The organism is Nocardia sp. NPDC055165 (assembly GCF_053606985.1).
The window spans coordinates 192,999-211,134 of the sequence record NZ_JBSGSS010000014.1; the positions used below are offsets into that span (position 1 = coordinate 192,999).

General features: G+C 67.6%; 17 protein-coding genes. 3 read left to right on the top strand and 14 right to left on the bottom strand.

Annotated elements, in window-relative coordinates; genetic code table 11:
* Positions 1-87 precede the first annotated feature (87 nt).
* The gene (locus ACWFRF_RS26410; RefSeq protein WP_452452808.1) at positions 88-624 is read right to left on the bottom strand and encodes a DUF6912 family protein; all 537 of its coding nucleotides are present in this window, start codon (positions 622-624) and stop codon (positions 88-90) included.
* A gap of 10 nt (positions 625-634) precedes the next feature.
* Entirely contained in the window at positions 635-2,047 is a 1,413-nt protein-coding gene (locus ACWFRF_RS26415; protein ID WP_378993531.1) for a WS/DGAT/MGAT family O-acyltransferase, read from the bottom strand.
* Between the two features lie 227 nt (positions 2,048-2,274).
* On the opposite strand from ACWFRF_RS26415, the gene secA reads away from it, so the two are divergent.
* Positions 2,275-5,073, top strand: a complete 2,799-nt coding sequence (gene secA / locus ACWFRF_RS26420; protein ID WP_378993532.1) for a preprotein translocase subunit SecA — start codon at positions 2,275-2,277, stop codon at positions 5,071-5,073.
* An 85-nt stretch (positions 5,074-5,158) separates the two neighbouring features.
* Here the strand turns inward: secA and ACWFRF_RS26425 are convergent, their stop codons facing one another.
* Positions 5,159-5,482, bottom strand: a complete 324-nt coding sequence (locus ACWFRF_RS26425; protein WP_378632602.1) for a hypothetical protein — start codon at positions 5,480-5,482, stop codon at positions 5,159-5,161.
* Positions 5,479-5,757: a hypothetical protein gene (locus tag ACWFRF_RS26430; protein ID WP_056813016.1), complete on the bottom strand. Its 279-nt coding sequence runs from the start codon at positions 5,755-5,757 to the stop codon at positions 5,479-5,481. Before ACWFRF_RS26430 ends, ACWFRF_RS26425 begins: the two co-directional genes overlap by 4 nt.
* Before the next feature lie 93 nt (positions 5,758-5,850).
* On the opposite strand from ACWFRF_RS26430, the gene ACWFRF_RS26435 reads away from it, so the two are divergent.
* Positions 5,851-7,131, top strand: coding sequence for a phthiocerol/phthiodiolone dimycocerosyl transferase family protein (locus ACWFRF_RS26435; protein WP_452452762.1), 1,281 nt, complete (start codon positions 5,851-5,853; stop codon positions 7,129-7,131).
* A gap of 38 nt (positions 7,132-7,169) precedes the next feature.
* Here ACWFRF_RS26435 and ACWFRF_RS26440 read toward each other — a convergent pair whose 3' ends face one another.
* Genes ACWFRF_RS26440 through ACWFRF_RS26465 form a run of 6 tightly spaced genes read right to left on the bottom strand, consistent with a single transcriptional unit; the run spans position 7,170 to position 12,807 of the window.
* Positions 7,170-8,684, bottom strand: a complete 1,515-nt coding sequence (locus ACWFRF_RS26440) for a class I adenylate-forming enzyme family protein (protein ID WP_452452764.1) — start codon at positions 8,682-8,684, stop codon at positions 7,170-7,172.
* A gap of 37 nt (positions 8,685-8,721) precedes the next feature.
* Positions 8,722-9,474, bottom strand: coding sequence for a glycosyltransferase family 2 protein (locus ACWFRF_RS26445; protein WP_378993535.1), 753 nt, complete (start codon positions 9,472-9,474; stop codon positions 8,722-8,724).
* Positions 9,471-10,490, bottom strand: a complete 1,020-nt coding sequence (locus ACWFRF_RS26450; RefSeq protein ID WP_452452766.1) for an NAD-dependent epimerase/dehydratase family protein — start codon at positions 10,488-10,490, stop codon at positions 9,471-9,473. Before ACWFRF_RS26450 ends, ACWFRF_RS26445 begins: the two co-directional genes overlap by 4 nt.
* A 59-nt stretch (positions 10,491-10,549) precedes the next feature.
* Complete coding sequence (locus ACWFRF_RS26455) at positions 10,550-10,909, bottom strand: hypothetical protein (RefSeq protein WP_379312726.1); 360 nt, start codon at positions 10,907-10,909, stop codon at positions 10,550-10,552.
* Positions 10,906-11,772 (bottom strand): hypothetical protein, encoded by an 867-nt coding sequence (locus tag ACWFRF_RS26460; RefSeq protein ID WP_387447559.1) that lies wholly within the window; start codon positions 11,770-11,772, stop codon positions 10,906-10,908. Before ACWFRF_RS26460 ends, ACWFRF_RS26455 begins: the two co-directional genes overlap by 4 nt.
* 6 nt (positions 11,773-11,778) lie before the next feature.
* A complete protein-coding gene (locus ACWFRF_RS26465; protein ID WP_452452768.1) occupies positions 11,779-12,807 on the bottom strand; it encodes a 3-oxoacyl-ACP synthase III family protein in 1,029 nt (342 codons plus the stop codon).
* 179 nt (positions 12,808-12,986) lie between these two features.
* Between ACWFRF_RS26465 and ACWFRF_RS26470 the strand changes: the two genes are divergently transcribed.
* On the top strand, positions 12,987-14,129 hold the full coding sequence (locus ACWFRF_RS26470; protein WP_452452770.1) for a cytochrome P450: 1,143 nt from the start codon (positions 12,987-12,989) through the stop codon (positions 14,127-14,129).
* Positions 14,130-14,177: 48 nt separating this feature from the next.
* Here the strand turns inward: ACWFRF_RS26470 and ACWFRF_RS26475 are convergent, their stop codons facing one another.
* The 4 genes from ACWFRF_RS26475 to ACWFRF_RS26490 all read right to left on the bottom strand — a co-directional run bounded on the left by ACWFRF_RS26475 (position 14,178) and on the right by ACWFRF_RS26490 (position 18,127).
* On the bottom strand, positions 14,178-14,897 hold the full coding sequence (locus ACWFRF_RS26475; protein ID WP_378993541.1) for a hypothetical protein: 720 nt from the start codon (positions 14,895-14,897) through the stop codon (positions 14,178-14,180).
* A gap of 212 nt (positions 14,898-15,109) precedes the next feature.
* Entirely contained in the window at positions 15,110-16,507 is a 1,398-nt protein-coding gene (locus tag ACWFRF_RS26480) for an FAD-binding protein (RefSeq protein WP_452452772.1), read from the bottom strand.
* 52 nt (positions 16,508-16,559) lie between these two features.
* Positions 16,560-17,201 (bottom strand): ABC transporter ATP-binding protein, encoded by a 642-nt coding sequence (locus ACWFRF_RS26485; protein ID WP_452452773.1) that lies wholly within the window; start codon positions 17,199-17,201, stop codon positions 16,560-16,562.
* Entirely contained in the window at positions 17,201-18,127 is a 927-nt protein-coding gene (locus tag ACWFRF_RS26490) for an ATP-binding cassette domain-containing protein (RefSeq protein WP_452452775.1), read from the bottom strand. Before ACWFRF_RS26490 ends, ACWFRF_RS26485 begins: the two co-directional genes overlap by 1 nt.
* Between the last annotated feature and the right edge of the window lie 9 nt (positions 18,128-18,136).

Sequence of the window (18,136 nt, forward strand, 5' to 3'; positions counted from 1 at the left end):
GGGTAGCCCTCTCGCAGCCAGGTTACGGCATCGTAGGTTCAGCGCCAGTTGTGAACATTGGGCAACCCCGCCGCCGCCCGCCGCAGATTACAACAGCTCGAGCAGGAACGGCAGTTCTTGTGGTGCGTACCAGGCAAGCTGGTGGTCCTCCGCGTCACCGAGCACGAATTCCGCGTCGGTATCGCCGAGGTCAGCGGCGTCGATGACGTCCACCGCCTTGGCCACCTGCGGCTCGGCCTCGGCCAGGTCCACATGCACGGCCGCGACCTGTTTGAAGGTGACCGGCCCCGACAGCTTCACCACAGCATCGTCGAGATCGGGCCGCAGTTTCGCCCCCGCTACATCCGCCGCGATCACCGCGCGCCGATACACCGGGCCACCCGGGGTGGTGGCCGAGCCCTCGGCGTCGTCGTCGAGTCCGTCGCGCTCGGCGCCGATCAACCGCATGGAGGCCCGGGCGGCTTCCTGCATCGCCACTTCGGCGAGCTCCTCGTCGTCGCCCGCGGCATAGGCCTCGCGCAGCGCGGGCGTCACGGCGAACGCGGTCGCCCCGAGCGGGAGCAGTTGCTGCTCGTCGACGAGTTGGCGCAGCAGCGGAATCGTCGCCGGGATGTAGACGCGCATCGTGTCGTTCTCAGAGACAGGCACCGAGCAACTCCTCCATCGATTCGTGCACCGATGCCGCGAGGACATCGATATCGGCCATGGCGTCGCGGTCGGCGTTGAGTCCGTAGAAGACCTGACCGTCGTACGAGGTGAGCCCGAAACTCAACGTCTGATTGCGCAGCAGCGGTGATACCGGATACATCTCCAGCATGCGCGCGCCGCCGATGTACATCGCGGTCTGTGGTCCCGGCGCGTTGGTGATCACCAGATTGAAACTGTTGTCGGCGAAGGTACTCGCCGCGCGCACACTCATCGCGTGCAGGCTCGCGGGCGCGAACCCGGCCAGGTGCACGAGTGTGCGCGCCCGCACCCCGCGGCGCTGCCTGCCCGCCGCTTCGGTGGCATGCGAGATGTGGGAGAGCCGCATCGTCGGATTCGGTTCGCCCACGGGCAGATCGATGAGGAACGAGGACACCTCGCTGGCCGGGGTCAGCTGATTGTCGCCGTCGACATAGACCGACATCGGCACCACCGCGCGCAGATTGGTCGACTCGACCAGTGCCTCGTTGCGCGAGAGCAGCCAGTTACGCAGCGCCCCGGTGACCACCGCGAGCACCGCGTCGTTGATCGAGCAGTCGAAATGCCTGCGGATCGTGCGGTAGTCGTCCAGATCGGTGCGCACCACGTCGAAGCGGCGGCTGCGCGAGGTGCGGGCGTTGAGCGGGCTGTCCGGCGCCGCGCTCGAGGTCGCCGCGCGCACCACGCTGGCCGCGGCCTTCACCGCCATCCGCGTGCCGCGCACCACCCCGAACGCGTTCGATCCGGCGTCGCGCATCACGCTGTAGGCCTCGCGCGGTTGCGCGGCCAGTTGCGAGAGCGCTCCGGCGAGCAGTTCCACATCGGTGGGTTCGCGCGGCGCACGCCACGAGTCGTCGGCCAGTTCGCGCGGCAGCGGGGAGTTGTCGAGGATCACGTGCCCGATCTCCAGGGCGGTGTCACCGTCGACGAGTGCCGAGTGCGACTTGGTGAACACCGCGGCGCGCCCGTCGGCGAGGCCCTCGATCAGATACATCTCCCACAGTGGTCGTCCCTGGTCCAGGGGTCGCGACGCGAGCCGGGCGACGAGATCGTAGAGCTGGCCGTCGCTGCCGGGACTCGGCAGCGCGGAACGCCGGATGTGATAGCTGATGTCGAAACGGCTGTCCTCGACCCAGACCGGCCTGCCCATGGCGAGCGGGATCTCGCGCACCTTGCGGCGGTAGCGCGGCACCATCGGCAGCCGGGATTCGACCAGGTCGACGAGGCGTTCGTAGTCCAGTACCTGGCCTGTGCTGTCGGGGGAGGAGTTGTTCAGGATCGCGAGAGAGCCGATGTGGATCGGGTTACTGCTCGACTCGAGCCGATAGAACGACGCGTCTTGCGGCGTCAATCTCGTGATCACGCGCTCCGAAGCTCCTTCCGGTGCCGCATGGCGCTGATCGGGCACGCGCTACATCCTACGTCACGGCAGGTGAATCGCGGTGCCGGGCAAGGAGGCTCGCCGAGCGTCGTGACCTGGGGTAATGACTGCGCCGGTACGCCGGGCACGGGTCCGCGCCGCCGGGTACGGTGGTCTGCGGACTACCATCGCCGTTGAACACAACTCCGACCAGAGGACTGACGAGACCCGTGCCTGCGCTGACACTGACGAGGTTGCTACGGATTGGTGAAGGTCGCATGGTCAAGCGGCTCTCGAACCTCGCCGATGAGGTCATCGCGTACGGCGACGAGATCGAAGCGTTGACCGACGACGAGCTGCGTGCCAAGACCGACGAGTTCCGTCAGCGCTACGCCGACGGGGAAACCCTCGACGACCTGCTGCTCGAGGCCTTCGCCGTGGCACGTGAGGCGTCGTGGCGAGTGCTGAACCAGAAGCACTACAAGGTCCAGATCATGGGCGGCGCCTCGCTGCACCTCGGCAATATCTCGGAGATGAAGACCGGTGAGGGCAAGACGCTCACCTGTGTGCTCCCCGCGTACCTGAACGCCATCTCCGGCGACGGCGTGCACGTGGTCACGGTCAACGACTACCTCGCCAAGCGCGACTCCGAGTGGATGGGCCGTGTGCACCGCTTCCTCGGCTTCGAGGTCGGCGTGATCCTGGGCGGTATGACTCCCGCCGAGCGTCGCGTGGCCTACGCCGCCGACATCACCTATGGCACGAACAACGAGTTCGGCTTCGATTACCTGCGCGACAACATGACCCACTCCCTGGACGATCTCGTCCAGCGTGGTCACAACTTCGCCGTGGTCGACGAGGTCGACTCGATTCTCATCGACGAGGCCCGCACCCCGCTGATCATCTCGGGCCCGGCCGACGCGTCGTCGAAGTGGTACGCCGAATTCGCGCGCATCGCGCCGCTGCTGAAGAAGGATGTCCACTACGAAGTGGACATCAAGAAGCGCACCATCGGCGTGCACGAGCAGGGCGTGGAGTTCGTCGAGGATCAGCTCGGCATCGACAACCTCTACGAGGCCGCGAACTCGCCGCTGGTGAGCTACCTGAACAACGCCATCAAGGCCAAGGAGCTCTACCAGCGCGACAAGGACTACATCGTCCGCGACGGCGAAGTGATCATCGTCGACGAGTTCACCGGCCGTATCCTGGTCGGCCGCCGCTACAACGAGGGCATGCACCAGGCGATCGAGGCCAAGGAGAAGGTCGAGATCCAGCCGGAGAACCAGACCCTGGCCACGATCACCCTGCAGAACTACTTCCGCCTCTACAGCAGGTTGTCGGGCATGACCGGTACCGCCGAGACCGAGGCCGCCGAGCTGCACTCGATCTACAACCTCGGCGTGGTCCCGATCCCGACGAACAAGCCGATGGTCCGCAAGGACCAGGCCGACCTGATCTACAAGTCGGAAGAGGCCAAGTTCGCCGCGGTGGTCGACGACGTGACCGAGCGGCACGAGAAGGGTCAGCCGGTCCTGATCGGTACCACCAGCGTCGAGCGCTCGGAGTACCTGTCCAAGCAGTTCACCAAGCGTGGTGTGGCGCACTCGGTGCTGAACGCGAAGTTCCACGAGCAGGAAGCCCAGATCATCGCCGAGGCCGGTCGCCCCGGCGCGGTCACCGTGGCCACCAACATGGCCGGTCGTGGTACCGACATCGTGCTCGGCGGCAACGCCGACATCATCGCCGACATCCTGCTGCGCAAGCAGGGCCTCGATCCGGTGAACACCCCCGACGAGTACGAGGCCGCCTGGCACTCCGCCCTCGACCAGGTCAAGAAGCAGACCGAGGACGACGCCGAGACGGTTCGCGAGGCCGGCGGTCTCTACGTGCTCGGCACCGAGCGCCACGAGTCGCGTCGTATCGACAACCAGCTGCGTGGACGTTCGGGCCGTCAGGGCGACCCGGGCGAGTCCCGCTTCTACCTCTCGCTGGGTGACGAGCTGATGCGCCGCTTCAACGGCGCCGCGCTCGAGTCGATCATGACCCGCCTGAACCTGCCCGACGATGTCCCGATCGAGGCGAAGATGGTCTCCAAGGCCATCAAGAGCGCCCAGACCCAGGTCGAGCAGCAGAACTTCGAGATCCGCAAGAACGTGCTGAAGTACGATGAGGTGATGAACCAGCAGCGCACCGTCATCTACGGCGAGCGCAACCAGATCCTGCGCGGCGAGGACATGGAGGGTCAGGTTCAGAACATGATCACCGACGTGACCACCGCCTATGTCGACGGCGCCACCGCCGAGGGTTACGTCGAGGACTGGGATCTGGACAAGCTCTGGACCGCCCTCAAGACGCTGTACCCGGTGAGCCTGGATCACAAGGAACTCACCGGCGAGACCGCCACCGGCGACGCCGGCGAACTCACCCGCGACGAGCTTCGCGAAACGCTCCTCGACGACGCGCACACCGCCTACGAGAAGCGCGAGCAGGAGATCGACGGCCTCGCGGGCGAAGGCGCGATGCGCAACCTGGAACGTCAGGTTCTGCTCTCGGTCCTCGACCGCAAGTGGCGCGAACACCTCTACGAGATGGATTACCTCAAGGAGGGCATCGGCCTGCGCGCCATGGCCCAGCGCGATCCGCTGGTCGAGTACCAGCGCGAGGGCTTCGACATGTTCGCCGCCATGCTGGAAGGCCTGAAGGAGGAGTCGGTCGGCTTCCTCTTCAACCTCCAGGTGGAGGTCCAGCAGCCCCAGCCCGAAGGCGTCTCGGTCGACAAGGGTCTGCGCTCCCCGGTCGGTGCCCGCCCGCAGGACACCCCCGCGGAGACCCAGGCCCCGCCTGCTCTGCGTGCCAAGGGAATCAGCGACCAGGCTCCCCGAGCCATGAACTACTCGGGCCCCGCCGAGGACGGCCACGCCGAATCCCATTCCGACGCACAGGAATACGGCGGTCATCAGCAGGGCGGCACCCGCCGCGAACGCCGCGAAGCCGCCCGCACCGACTCCAAGGGCAAGCGCCGCCGCTGAGGCGAGCCAGCTGATCGAGACGACTGAAGCCCCCGCTTTCGGCGGGGGCTTCAGTCGTATTTCCGTCTACCGGTCGGTCCTCGCGTCAGCTCGCTCGGTGGATGGGGTGGACTCGGGAGAGGGCGCGTTTGGCTTCGGCCAGGGAGATCATCTGGTCTTCGTCGTCGATATCGGCGACGGCTGCCTCAGCCCATTCGCGCAGGAGGGTGGAGACTCCTACCCGACGTTCGTCGGCGAGGGATTTCAGCCGGCTGTGCAGACCGAGGGGGAGCCGGATCGACGTGGTCACCATGATGTCTTCGTTGACGGGAAGACGTGGTGGGGCATCGGTGGGCTCGTCGGAGAAACTCAGCCGATCCATGAAGTCGGCGAGTTCTTCTTTGCTGGACGGAAGTCCTGGCTCGCTCATGATCGGGTCTCACTTTCCCACTGCTCGAATTGCGCCAGTTCCTCGGCGCGCATCGTGCGTGCGCCGATGATCACCCACGTCCAGTCCTCCCGTTGCCGCATCACCACGATCAACGGGCGGCCGGCTGTGGTGCGCCCCCACACCGTCAGGACGGTCACCTGGCCGTCGAAGGCCGGGCGTGGCCACCGTCGTGACGCTGCGAGGACCTGCCGAACCTCGCTGGGTTCGATGCCGATCAGGTGAGCGATCGCCCAATCAGGCCACTCGAAACCCATAAGTCCATAATACGCATGTAGTAACGCCATGTGAAAGTGCTGAGTTTCGGGCGGGCGTCGGTACGCTCGCGGTGTGTCGATACAGCGGAGGCCGTGTTGGGCGAGGTGATGCGCCCGCTGTCGGCGTCGGAGCGGTGGTTCTGGCTCGTCGATCAGTTGTCGCCGGCGAATTGCGTGGTCCGATTGCGGGTGCGCGGCCCGATCGGCGCTTACCGCTTGGAAGAGGCCGCGGACGCGCTGGTCGCGGAATTTCCGCTACTGCGGACAACCGTTGTCGACGGCCCGCGTTTCGCCCCGTCCGCCGACCCGCATCTACCGGTCCTGCACCGCATGGTCGACGACCCCGACGAGTGGCGCACGGTCTTCGACGAACAGCTGGCCGAGCCCGTCGACCTCGCGACCGCACCTGGGCGCCTCATCGATCTGGTGTGGCGCCCTGGCACTTCCGAGGAACACCACGACCTGATCCTGGTGCTGTCGCATGTGCTGCTCGACGGCCGCTCGATGACGTCGCTGGGGTGGCGAATCCTCGCTTACGCCTTCGGATCTCCCCTCCCCGGCGCCGCGCGTCCGCCGATTCCGGCTCCCGACGACCTCATCCCTCCCGCACACACGCGCCTGCTGCGCTGCCTGCGCACCAACCTCACCGGTCAGCTCACCGCGATGGCGCGCCGCCCGACCAGCCTGCCCGGCATCGCGCCACCACTTCCGATCCGCCGCACCCGCACCGTGATCCGCACCGTCGAGGGCGACACCCTCACCGAGCTCCGGACCCGCTGCCACCAGCACGACGTCACCGTCAACGCCGCGCTGACCGCCGCCTTGGCCAACGCCCTCGGTGAACTCGCCCCCCGGCCCTCCGGCGTCGCGGGCATCGGCATTCCGGTCGACGTCCGCTCCCGCTTGAACCCGCCCCCGGCCGACGACGAGCCCGGCATGTTCACCGCGGTCGTCCCCACTTTCGTCCCCTACGGCCCTGGCCATTCCCTGTGGGACGCGGCTCGCGCGGCGAAAACCCAACTGCACCAGCGGCTGGCGAAGAACACCGACCTCACCGCCCTGGCCGCCATCCGCTACGGCTGCCCCCGCTCGCTCGAATCCGGCAGGCGCACCATCGAACTCATCGACCGCCGGGCTCCGTGGAACGTCACTCTCAGCAATCTGGGCAGACTCGCACCGCCCGAAACCCCTGAGCCGCTGGATATCACGGCGCTGACGGTCGCCGGGACGAACTCCTGCGCCAGTGCGCTGACGGTCGCGGTGGCCACTCTCGGCACCACGATGTCGATCACCTTCTGCTACGTCGACACCATGCTCCCTCGGGCCACCATCGAATCCCTCGCCGACCGCACGCTCCGCTCGGTGACCCGTTGAGCCGACCGGCAGCACCGAGTCCAGCGGGCGGCCCGCACTCAGGCGAGCAGCTTGCCCACAAGCTCCCGTAGCACCGCGCGATCCGGTTTGTTCGTCCGCCCGCTGACCGGAATCCGATCCACCACCACGATGTCGTCGGGGACGGCGGTGGTGTCGATGACCTGCGGCAGTCGTTCGCGAAGCAGGGCCGCGATGTCGTCTGCGCCCGGTTCGGCGACAATGGCGAGCACGATCCGCTCATCGCCGATCTCGTCCGGCAGGCCGACCATGATCGCCTCGCGCACCCCGTCGATCGCGGTGATCACCGGCTCGTACAACCCCGGGTAGATATTGGTCTTCCCCCGGATCATCATGTCTTTCTTGCGTCCGGTGAGGACGAGTTCCGTTCCGTCCCACCGTGCGAGGTCCCCGGTCGCGATCTCGGTCAGCGGCTCCGCGCCGAGATACCCGCGGCACAGGTTCGGGCCCGACAGCACGAGTTCCCCGTCGTCGGCGATCCGCGCCTGCACACCACGCACCGGAGCGCCGAGCAGATCCCCGTCGTGCGCGAGCTTGGCGGTGCCGGTCGCGATCGCCACCGGCAGGATCTCCGTCATCCCATAGATCGCGAGAAACTCGGTGTCGGGCAACGATTTCCGTGCCCGGCACAGGAGTGCGGAGGTGACCGGCGCGCCGCCGAGGGCCACTTGACGCAGATTCGGCGGCGGCTCGAGGTCGCCGGCTTCGATCGCGTCGAGCGCGACAGCGAGATCGGCCGGGGTGTAGAACGTATGCGTAGCGCTCCGCAGATTTCGCGTGAATCGGACAGGATCGATGTGCGTCCCGAACCGTGGATACCGCGGCATCGCCCACCGCGCCCCCGCCATCAACGCGGGCAGTCCCATCATGAGCTGCTCGGTGTGCAGGAAGGCGCCCGGCGCGAGGCTGGTCTTTCCGCCCATCGCGGCGAGTCCCGCGCTCAGCGAAGCACGCGTGTGCACCACGGCTTTCGGGTCGTCCGTCGTTCCGGAGGTGAAGACGATCAACGCCGCCGCGTCGGGATCCGCGGCGGGCAGGGCGGTCTCGCGTGCGTCACCGGTGAACCGCCGCAACGGAATCGACCCGAACGGCGTACCGGGCAACCACACTCCGCTGTGGATATGGCGAACATCGAGCGCGCCGAACCGCGGCAGTTCCAGCCCCTTCTTGCGCCCGAACCCGGCGAGTGGGCCACTCACCGCGTACAGCAGCGATTCTGTTGCGGCCCAAGCTGGTTCAACCAGGCCGACTCGCTTGGCGAAGAGCTCCGGCCCGACGCCGGGGTCGACGAACACGATCGTCCCGCCCGCTGCGATCACCCCGAAGATCACCAGCACCGACGAGACACTCGGCCGGATCGAGAACAGCATTCGATCGCCCGGCGCGAACCCCGCCTCGCCGAGGTTGTGTGCCACCCGGCCGACGGACTCCACCAGCTCCCGGTAGGTGAGCGCGCGCTTGCCGACCGTGCCGAGCGCCGACGCGTCCGGAATCCGTGCGGCTTGCGCGGCAAGCCGTGCGAGAAAGTCGGTCACCGATGTTCCCCTCCACTGCCGATCGGCCCGGCCGCGGTCACCGAATATCGACCACGTCGGGCCGATACCGATGATCGGCGTACCAGGCCAGCGTCTTGCGAATACCCCAGGCGCGCACTCGCCGATTCGAGCCGTGCACCCGCACGTCCCGGCGCAAACCATAGTCGGTGGTGATCGTGCGCACCGCGTTGACCAGCGCCCGGTCCTCGTGGAGATCCTCGATCGCGGTGCGCGGGAATCCACCTGCGGCAACATACAATTCGGCGGTGATGGCCATATTGCACCCCGGTGTCATCACATAGGGTCCGAGATACTTCGGATCCCGGTTGCCCGAGCGCACCTTGCCGAACGTCGACGCCACTTCCAGTGCCACCCGAATGATCGTGCGGTCGATCCAGGAAACGCCTTCATCGGTGCGCGGAATCAGCTGACCGCTGACCAATCGCAGCCCGGAGCCGAACCCGGCCTTGATCCGCCGGGTCCAGTCGGGGGCGGGCAGGCAGTCGGCGTCGGTGCGCGCGAGGTAGGTGGCGCCACGGGAAATCGCGTAGCGCATCCCGGTATCGGCGGCGGCGCCGGTGCCCTTCTGCTGCTCGTCGATCACCACGATGCGCGGCAGTGGATGGGCGGCGGCGAAGGCCCGCACCACCTCGACGGTGCGGTCGGTGGAGTTGTTGTCGACAACGACCACCGTGAAATCCGTGTCCTGCTGCGCCGCGATGGCATTCAGGGTGCTGCCGATGCCACGTTCCTCGTCGAAGGCGGGAATCACCACCCACAGATCACTCACGCGTCCTCCAGCAGCCGGTCCAGCCCGCCGACCTGGTCGACCCAGCGGTGGAAGTCGTCGAGGCCGGTCGTGAACGGCACCTCCGGTCGATAGCCCAGTTCACGGGCGGCGCGCGAGATGTCATAGGTCGCCGACCGGGTGACGAGCGCGACCGCGTACCGCGAGAGCGGGGGAGTCCACCGCTGCGCGACCGCCGGTATCCGCCACAGTGTTTCGATCGCCGCCAAGGCCCCGCCGAGCACCGTCGCGGGTACTGTCACGCTCGGTCCGGCCAACGAGAACCGTGCGGCCACCGCGTCCAAGGTCGCCCATACCGGCACCGGCTCCGCGTCGGCGATGAAATACGCACGCCCACCGATCTTCTCGGCTGTCAGCGCGAGAGCGGCGGCGTCGACGAGGTGGTCGATGTAGCACAGCGAAGCCCGAACATCGCGCCCGCCGGACAGATCCGGCAACCGCCCCGCCCGCAACTTCGCCAGAATCTGCACGATCGGCCCGTGCCGGTCGCCGGGCCCCCACACCGCGCGCGGCCGCAACGAACACGTCGTGAACTCCGGTGTATCGGAGGCCAGCACCAATTGCTCGGCGACGGCCTTGGTCTCGCAATAGCTGTTCAGAAATCGCGCCGGGTAGGGCACGGTCTCATCGATCCCCACCTGATCCCCGCCGTCGGGCGCCATCAACGCACTCGGACTCCCGATGAACACGAACCGCCGTACTCCGGCCGCCGCGGCTTCCTGCATCAGCCGATCGGTCCCGGCCACGTTCACCGCGAAAAACTCGGCGGGCCTGCCGAATTCACCGAGCAGGGCCGCCGCGTGCACCACTGCGCGCACTCCGGCCACCGCCGCCGCCAGCGCACCCGCGTCGGCGAGATCGGCCACCGCCACCTCGACACCCTCCGGTGCCGAGGCCGGATCGCGAACCATCGCCCGAACCGGCACTCCGCGCGCCACCAGCCCGCGCACGATCGCGCCGCCGACGAACCCGCTCGCGCCAGTCACCAGCACTGTCATCGCGCCACGTTATCCCGTCGACGATCTCGCGAAGCCGCGGCCGGACGGTGCCGCCTCGGTCACTGTTCGCCCTCGCCCAGCGTCTTCCACCAGGTAGCCCCGAGCAGCATGGTCATCACGGCCGCACGACGACCCGAGATCCCCCGTTCAGCGGCCACTTTCCGGGCTGCTGGAATCTGCGCGGCGTGCACCCCGACGCTCAGCACCACATCGATCCAGAAGGCCACCCGCAGCCACCGGGCCCGGAACGGCCGCACCACACCGGCGATCAGGAATATCCAGCCGATCACCGGAATCGACCGCAGCGCCAGCACCGCTCCCGGGCTGGGCACCGCGACCGAAGTATCGGCCGCCGCGCGATGGCGACCATGTCGCGGCGCACTCACCGGATCCGGAACAACATGCAGAGACCGTGTCACCGCACACCAACCCCTCGATAGGTCACTGCCGCCGCGGTGGGTCCACCGTCGGCGGCGACGAACAGCAACGGTCGTTCGGCCAGTCCCGCGTCACGAGCCGCCACGAACGCGGCGGTCAACGCGGAAGTGTGTGCGTCGGCGGCGAAGTCGTCGGTCACCACCGCGCCCACGCCGAGCTGGGCCGCCAGTTCGCCGGCGAAGTCCGCCGTCGGCTTACCGCACAGCAGCACCACCTGTCCGGCGTCGATACCGTCCGCCGCCAACGCCTCTCGCGCCGCGATAGCGGCGTGCTCGACGAGTTCCGCTGTCCCGGTGAGCAATTCCACCGTCAGCGAGGAACGGCCCTCGGCTCCCATCGCGGACAGCTTCACGTAGCCCTGCGGGTCGGGCAGTACGTCGCCGGCACTCACATGGACTCCGCCGAAACCCGCCGCTTCGGCGGAATTCTCGAGCACGAGAGCCGCCCCTACCGGCTCGAACGCGAACTCCACATCGGCCCGGCCCGACGGATGCGCGTCGCCCGACACGACGACGACATGTCCCGTGGGCAGATCTGCCAGCAGCGATGCGGCCACCCCGACCGCGTTCACCACCCCGCAGGCACCGTTCATCAGATCGAACGACAAGCACGGCACGTCACCGCGCCGATAGTCCAGCCCGATCCCCGCGGCCTGCTGGATCAGCGCCGCGACCGCCGGTTCCACCAGGTTCGCATCGCGATAGACCCCCACATTGATCAGTGCGTCGACCTGCTCCGGCGGACAACCGGCTCCCGCTAAGGCGTCGCGCGCGGCGCTTGCCGCCTGTCCTACCGAGCTGACTCCGCCGCTGCGCGTCACTGCCGAAGAAATGATGATTCCCATACTGTCCTATACCCGCAGATCGCCGATTGTCACCGACAAGAATCCGGCGACCACCCCGGAAGCCGCCGGTACCAGCAGTACTTTCGACCCCGGCTCGATCAGTCTCTGCCGCAACGCGTCGTGCAACACCACGAAATGCGAGGTCGACGCGGTATTGCCGTATCGGTCCAGCACCGCGAGTCCCGGCGGCATCGCCGCGTCGAATTCGCGCTCGGCGATCTTGTTGATCAATTCCACAGCGGGGCCGCTGAACTGGTGATGGATCAGGTAGTCGTAACCCTCCTCGGCGAAGCTGGAACCGCGGGCGGCCAGGAACTCCAGCTGCCGCGAGGTCCACAGCAGGTACCGGGACTCGTTGTGCATCGCCCGGTTGTCGGTGTAGAGCGCGACTCCCGGCCCCTGGTCACTGGGCATCCCCAAGCACAGCTTCGCGAACGCGGCGCTGGTGTTGAGCTCCACGTAGTCGAGCCCTGGCCCGTCGGTGCCGTCGAGCAGCACGGCCGCCCCGGCGTCGCCGACGGTGAGCGAGGCGAACTGCGGGTCGTACTTCTGCGAGATCTCCCGCACCGCGGTGTCGGCGATGGGCGTGATGCACTCCCCGGACACCACCATGCCGCGACGCACCGCACCGGATCGAATCATCCTGTCCAGCAGGAGAACTCCGGTCATCATCCCGGCACACGCGTTGGACACGTCGAAATGGATCGCCCTGTTCGCCCCGAGTGCGGTGCGCAGCATCAGAGCGAACGACGGTTCCAGACAGAAGTCCTCGCCCCGGGTCCGGGTGATCGAGCAGGAGATGATCACATCCAGATCGGCGGCGTCGTAGCGCGAATTGCCCAGTGCGCTGCGGGCGGCGGCCGAGGCGATGGTGAAGGAGTCCTCGGATTCGCCGCGTACCCTGCGCGCCCTGACTCCGCTGACCTTCTCCAGATCCAGCGGCGCGTCGACGGCCAGCTGCGCCAGCAACTCCGCCGTGGTCACTTCTCTGGCCGGCAGATACGCGCCGACGGCTTCGATTGTCGAACTCACCATGCTTGTTCACTTCCAGATATCGCGTGATGCACAGATCACCACCAGCGCATCTCGTCGATCCTAGCCACAGACCTTCACTAATCGGGCGTGCTCGATTAGATTCTGCCGGGGTGTGGAGCTCCGCCCGACGCCATGAACTAACCCTACTCGCCGCTGGTCAACCCTGGTTGCCTGGATTATTGCTGCTGGGACGGTTCGCGCGGCCCATCCGCAAGGTGCCCGAACTCGGCTGGTTCGTCGCCGATCCGCTGGTGGCCCGCCAGATCTACAACGACAGCACCCATTTCAGCATCGTGTCCGAGGGCGCGGCCGGGCACTGGTGGGCGCAGGTCATCGGCGACTGGGTCGAGGATCTGTTCGAGGGTCCCGGCCATACCGACCTGCGGACCAAGGTGCGCGACCTGTTCACCCTGAGCCACACCGATGCTCTGGTCGAGCGCGTGATCGGCCCCGACCTGCGTGACCTGCGCGAACGCCTGGCGGCGGGGGAGACCGTCGACATCGCCGCCCGCGCGCAGATCCTGGTCGGGCGCAGCGTCTCCGACCTGGTCGGCATGCGCCCCGAAGACATCGCCGCGGCCATCGGCGGCGACTACACCGACGATCAGGACGCGCTGTTCCTGCGCCTGTTCCATCACGTCGAAGAACTGGTCAACCTGGGTTTCGGCACGATGGCCTCGACCACGCTCGACCCGGTGGCGCTGGCCCGCGCGCGGGAGCTGGCCACCCAGCTCGCCGTCAACGTTCCCGACGCGTACGCCCGCGCCGATCCCGACACCACCCTCGGCCGCTGTCGCGAACTGGGCCTCGACGTCGAGCACGCGGGCGGCCTGGCGATCCTGATGGCCGTCGCGGGCACCGACACGCTCGCCAGCGCCATGACCAGAATGATCGCGATCATGCACGACACCGACCAGCACCGCGCCCTGCTCGCCGCTCCTGATCGCCTTCCCGACGCGGTCCGCGAGACCCTGCGCGTTACGAGCCCGGCCTACCTCGTCGGCCGCTCGGTCACCGCGGACGTCCGCATCGCCGACCGCGACCTGCGCGCCGGCGAACACGTCAAGATCCTCACCTGGACCATCAACAACGCCGCGGGCGAGTTCCGCGTCGACCGGGACTACAACCCCGAAACCCGCCAGCTCTGGTTCGGCGGCGGCCGCCACCTCTGCCTCGGCGCCCAGCTCGTCCACTCCGAACTCACCGCGCTTCTCGAAGCCCTGACCGCAGCCGGCCGCCCGTGGGAGATCGTCGAACGCCGCTACCGCAGAAAGGTTTTCATCCCCACCTACGAGGCGCTGCGCATCCGCCTCGCGCGCTGAACAGCACGAAAGACCCCGTCCGGGTGGACGGGGCCTTTCCGGCGACGACTACTGGTTTTCCGGCGCGTTGATCCGGTTGCTGAAGCCGATGCCGATGGCGATCGCGGCGGGGACGCCGGTCAGCACCAGGCCCGCGGCCGCACCCAGCGGGATGCCGACGGCGGCACCGGCGAGGCAACCCGCGAGGCCGGTGGCGCCGCCGAGGGCGAGGACCGGGACGCCGAGAACCAGGCCGCCGACGCCGCCGATGGCGCAGCCCGCGAGGCCACCGGTGAGGGTGCCGACGAGAGTGCCGATGGCGGTGATGATGCCGAACTGGGTGGCCGCGGCGCTGACGGCGTCGTCGAAGGCGTCCTGCCGGACGACGTCCTTCAGCAGGGTCGACGGGCGGGCCGAGGCCACGTCGGTGCGCGGGGTCAGGGTGGCGCGGGTGCCGTCGACGGCGGCGTCGATCGGGTACTCGAGGTCGTCGAGCGTGTAGGCCAGCGGCAGGGCGGCGACGATGTTGCCCTGGTTGTCGCGCACCTGGAACTGGTTGTTCTCGGTGGTGAGCGAGCCCGCGTCGGTCTCGACGACGACCGCGTCGCCCTCGATGCCGGTCTTCCAGTTGATGCCGGGCAGCACCTGGTTCACACCCTGGTTCACGCCGTCGAGGAAGGCCGCGACGGGCGCGGGAGCAGGCGCCGGAGCGGCGTGCGACGTGCCGGTGGCAACGCCGAGCGCGGCGATGACGAGTGCGGAGGTTGCGGCAACCTTGCTGATGTTCATGAATGCAGTCTTTCCCTCAATGGCGATGCTCCCTGGGGAGCGCAGGCCCTCGATCGAGCACCCATGATCAAGTGTCCAACTGTTTGTTGCTGAAATGTAACTTAAAAAGTCTTAAGAGTTCAAAACGGACAGTGACGTGCGTCATTGCCGGTGAATTCGATTAACTGTGAACAGCTTTCGCTCGCAATTTACCGGCCGTGATCTGAAACACATCAATGTCGAAGTCCTGTCACCAGCCGCAACCGTCGTGCGAGGTCGGAGGCGAATACCCGTTCGGGGTCGACCCGGTCCCTGACCCGGCGCCATTCGCCGAGCCGTGGATACATCGTCGCGATCATCTCGGGGGTGGTCCGTGATTCCTTCGCTAGGTACAGCCGTCCACCCGCCGCCCGCACCCGCTCGTCGAGGTCGGCGCAGAATCGGTCGAGCCCGCTGGAGAGCGCGAAATCCAAGCTCAGCATGTATCCGGGATGCGGCCACGACAGCGGCGCCGGATTGCTCGCCCCCATGCGCTTGAAGACGTTGAGGAACGAGTGGTGCCCTGATTCGGCGATGGTGCGCACCGCGTCGGCCAGCTGCTGCTCGGCCCCGAACGGCATCGAGAACTGATACTGCAAGAACCCGCGCTTGCCGTACGCCCGATTCCATTCGCCGAGCAGGTCGAGCGGGTGATAGAACTGCGTCAGATTCTGGATGCGCCCTCGCGACCGCCGGGGAAACAGGCGATGAGCGGCCTCGGCGGCAATCCGGGTGGTCACCGAATTGACCATCCCGTTCGGAAAGATATCGGGCACTGTGAACAATTGTGGGGCATCGAAATTCAAGGGTTTGCTACGCAGTCTCGACGGCAACTGATCGACCGTGGCCAGCGAGCCCCGGCTGAATCCGGCCCGCCCGAGTTTCGCCCCGGTGGAAATGGTGTCCGGCACCGCCATCGAGTAGTCGTACCCGTCATCGGAACCGCCGGTCAGCAATTCCATCGTCTCGTCGAGATCGCGTGTGCGGTCGTTGTCGACGAGGAAATACGCGGTCTCGGTGTGCTTCAACCGAACTCGCGCGCCGATGATGATGCCGGTGAGCCCCATCCCGCCGACCGTCGCCCAGAACAGTGCCGAGTCGGGCCCCTCCGGGGTCAAGGTACGTACCGTTCCGTCGGCGGTCAGCAGATCCATCGACACCACGTGATTGCCGAAGCTGCCCTGCGAATGATGGTTCTTACCATGGATATCCGCGCCGATCGCCCCACCGACCGTCACCTGCCGGGTACCCGGCAGCACCGGGACCCACAGCCCGAACGGCAGCGCCGCCCGCATGAGCGTGTCCAGGCTGATGCCCGCGTCGACCTCGACGATCCCGCTGTCGGGATCGATGCTGTGGATGCGGTCCAGCGCGGTCATGTCGACCACCAGTCCGCCCGCGTTCTGCGCCGGATCCCCGTAACTACGCCCGAGCCCGCGCGCGATCACCCCGCGCGGTCCCGCGGTCCGCACCCGTTCGGCGATCACCGCGATGTCGGGGGTGCGCAGCACTTCGGCGACGGTCGGTGCGGTGCGGGCCCATCCGCTGAGGCTGCGGCACGCGCTGACTGGATTCGGTTGCGTGAATGTCACAGGGGCTCACGCTAAAACGGGTTCCTGTGCGCAGCCTGAGGTAATCGTGCGGTTATTGCGGAGATGCCTGCCGCGGGCCGAGGGTGCCGTCGTGCATCGTGGCGATGCGGGTGCAGGCGGCCGCGAGGAGGGGCTCGTCGTGGCTGATCAGCAGGACGCCGAGGTTGTCGTCGGCGCGCGTCATGACCAGCCGGATGATGGTGGCGGTGGTGGCCGCGTCGAGCATGGCGGTGGCTTCGTCGAGGATGAGGTAGCGGGGGTTCTGGGCGAGGGCGCGGGCCAGGCAGGCGCGTTGGAGCTGGCCGTCGCTGAGGGCGTGGGGGCGGCGGTCGAGCAGGTCGGGGGTGAGACCGACAGCGGTGGCCAGCGCGGTGAGATCGGGGACCGTGGCGCCGCGGATGCGGGCGGGCTCGGCGATGATCCGGGCGAGAGTGAAGTGGGGATTGGTCGCGGCACGGGGGGATTGAAAGACCATGGCGATGGCGCCGCGGGCCCGGCGGGGTGCCTGCCCGTCGACGGTGACAGTGCCGGAGGTGGGCGTCAGTAGCCCGGCCATGGTTCGCGCCAGCGTGGTTTTCCCCGATCCCGAGTCGCCGGTGATTCCGACGATCTCGCCCGGAGCGATCCGCAGGTCGACCCCGCGGATGACGGATTCCGAGCTGTAGCCCGCGGTGATGGAGTCGGCGATCAGCATCAGGACCTCGGTCGGCGAATCATGCGCGGCAGTTGGGGAACCAAGTGCGTCGGGCCACCCGCGTAAGGGCAGATCTCGGACAGGTTCGTCAGCGCTCGCGGGGGATGGGGGAGCGGGTGCAGGCCGTGTTCGGGCAGGGCGGCGAGCAGGTCGCGCGTGTAGTCGTGCCACGGATCGTCGAGCACGTGCGCCCCGGGGCCGACCTCCATCAGGCGCGACGCGTACATCACCGCGACAGTGTCGGCGATGCCCGCGCGGATCAGGTGCCCGAGATCGTGCGTGATCAGCAGGACCGCCGCACCGTCATCGGCGCACTCACGCAACAGTTTTCCGATCTGGTCGGTGCGTGTGCGATCGAGTCCGGAAGTGGGTTCGTCGGCGATGATCACCTCGGGGTCACCCGCCAAGGCGGCCGCTACGGCTGCCCGCTGGGCCATGCCGCCCGAGAGCTCGTGCGGATACAGATCGAGCGCGGCGACGGAGAGCTCGGCGCGCTCGACGAGGTCGGCGGGGGTGTGTGCGGTGCCGAGCGCGGTGATCGCCTCCGCGAGTTGAGATCCGACGGTCCGTACGGGGGAGAAGTAGGTGCTCGGCGACTGGGGGACCAGGGCGATGTGACGGCCGCGATACGGCAGGTGGGCGGCGAGGATGTCGATCGGTTCGGGGGCCGGGTCCGCACTACCGAGTTGCAGGCGAACGGACCCGGTGGTGATGGCTTCGCGTGGTAGCACACCCATCACGGCACTCGCGACAATCGACTTCCCGCAACCGGATTCGCCGACGAGCGCGGTGATCGCGCCTGCCGCGATGTCGAGAGACAGTTCGGTCACCGCGTGCACCACGCCACCGCGGCTCACCGGAATGCGGACGGTCAGCGCGTCGATGGACAGGCAGGTACCTGACTCGGGCGATCTCGCGCTGTTCATGTGGCCTCC

What these genes read in the sequence shown, in the direction of transcription:
- ACWFRF_RS26410 (WP_452452808.1), bottom strand. Translation starts at nt 624, where the DNA reads ATGCGCGTCTACATCCCGGCGACGATTCCGCTGCTGCGCCAACTCGTC.
- ACWFRF_RS26425 (WP_378632602.1), bottom strand. Translation starts at nt 5,482, where the DNA reads ATGAGCGAGCCAGGACTTCCGTCCAGCAAAGAAGAACTCGCCGACTTC.
- ACWFRF_RS26430 (WP_056813016.1), bottom strand. Translation starts at nt 5,757, where the DNA reads ATGGGTTTCGAGTGGCCTGATTGGGCGATCGCTCACCTGATCGGCATC.
- ACWFRF_RS26450 (WP_452452766.1), bottom strand. Translation starts at nt 10,490, where the DNA reads ATGACAGTGCTGGTGACTGGCGCGAGCGGGTTCGTCGGCGGCGCGATC.
- ACWFRF_RS26460 (WP_387447559.1), bottom strand. Translation starts at nt 11,772, where the DNA reads ATGGGAATCATCATTTCTTCGGCAGTGACGCGCAGCGGCGGAGTCAGC.
- ACWFRF_RS26465 (WP_452452768.1), bottom strand. Translation starts at nt 12,807, where the DNA reads ATGGTGAGTTCGACAATCGAAGCCGTCGGCGCGTATCTGCCGGCCAGA.
- ACWFRF_RS26475 (WP_378993541.1), bottom strand. Translation starts at nt 14,897, where the DNA reads ATGAACATCAGCAAGGTTGCCGCAACCTCCGCACTCGTCATCGCCGCG.
- ACWFRF_RS26485 (WP_452452773.1), bottom strand. Translation starts at nt 17,201, where the DNA reads ATGCTGATCGCCGACTCCATCACCGCGGGCTACAGCTCGGAATCCGTC.
- ACWFRF_RS26490 (WP_452452775.1), bottom strand. Translation starts at nt 18,127, where the DNA reads ATGAACAGCGCGAGATCGCCCGAGTCAGGTACCTGCCTGTCCATCGAC.